Source organism: Clostridioides sp. GD02377 (assembly GCF_045899875.1).
GTDB classification, from domain to species: Bacteria; Bacillota; Clostridia; order Peptostreptococcales; family Peptostreptococcaceae; genus Clostridioides; species Clostridioides difficile_A.
The window spans coordinates 1-269 of record NZ_JBJODA010000100.1 but is presented as its reverse complement, the minus strand read 5'-3'; the positions used below and the strand labels follow the sequence as shown (position 1 = coordinate 269).

The following is a 269-nucleotide window of genomic DNA, read 5'->3' as shown; positions in this document are numbered from 1 at the left end:
ATGTATTCATAATTTAATGTGGTGGGCCATCAGGGACTCGAACCCCAGACCTACCGGTTATGAGCCGGGCGCTCTAACCAACTGAGCTAATGGCCCACATTAAATTTTGGTAGCGGTAATAGGAGTCGAACCTATGACCTTTCGGGTATGAACCGAACGCTCTAGCCAACTAAGCTATACCGCCATGTTTTGGTGCCCAGAGGCGGAATCGAACCACCGACACGGGGATTTTCAGTCCCCTGCTCTACCGACTGAGCTATCTGGGCATC

3 tRNA genes are annotated in these 269 nt (G+C 51.3%); all 3 read right to left on the bottom strand.

Going from position 1 to position 269, the window contains the following annotated elements:
- Positions 1–19: 19 nt before the first annotated feature.
- Positions 20–96, bottom strand: a tRNA-Ile gene (locus Q3304_RS21070).
- Between the two features lie 11 nt (positions 97–107).
- Positions 108–184, bottom strand: a tRNA-Met gene (locus tag Q3304_RS21065).
- A 6-nt stretch (positions 185–190) separates the two neighbouring features.
- A tRNA-Phe gene (locus tag Q3304_RS21060) sits at positions 191–266 on the bottom strand.
- Positions 267–269: the final 3 nt, after the last annotated feature.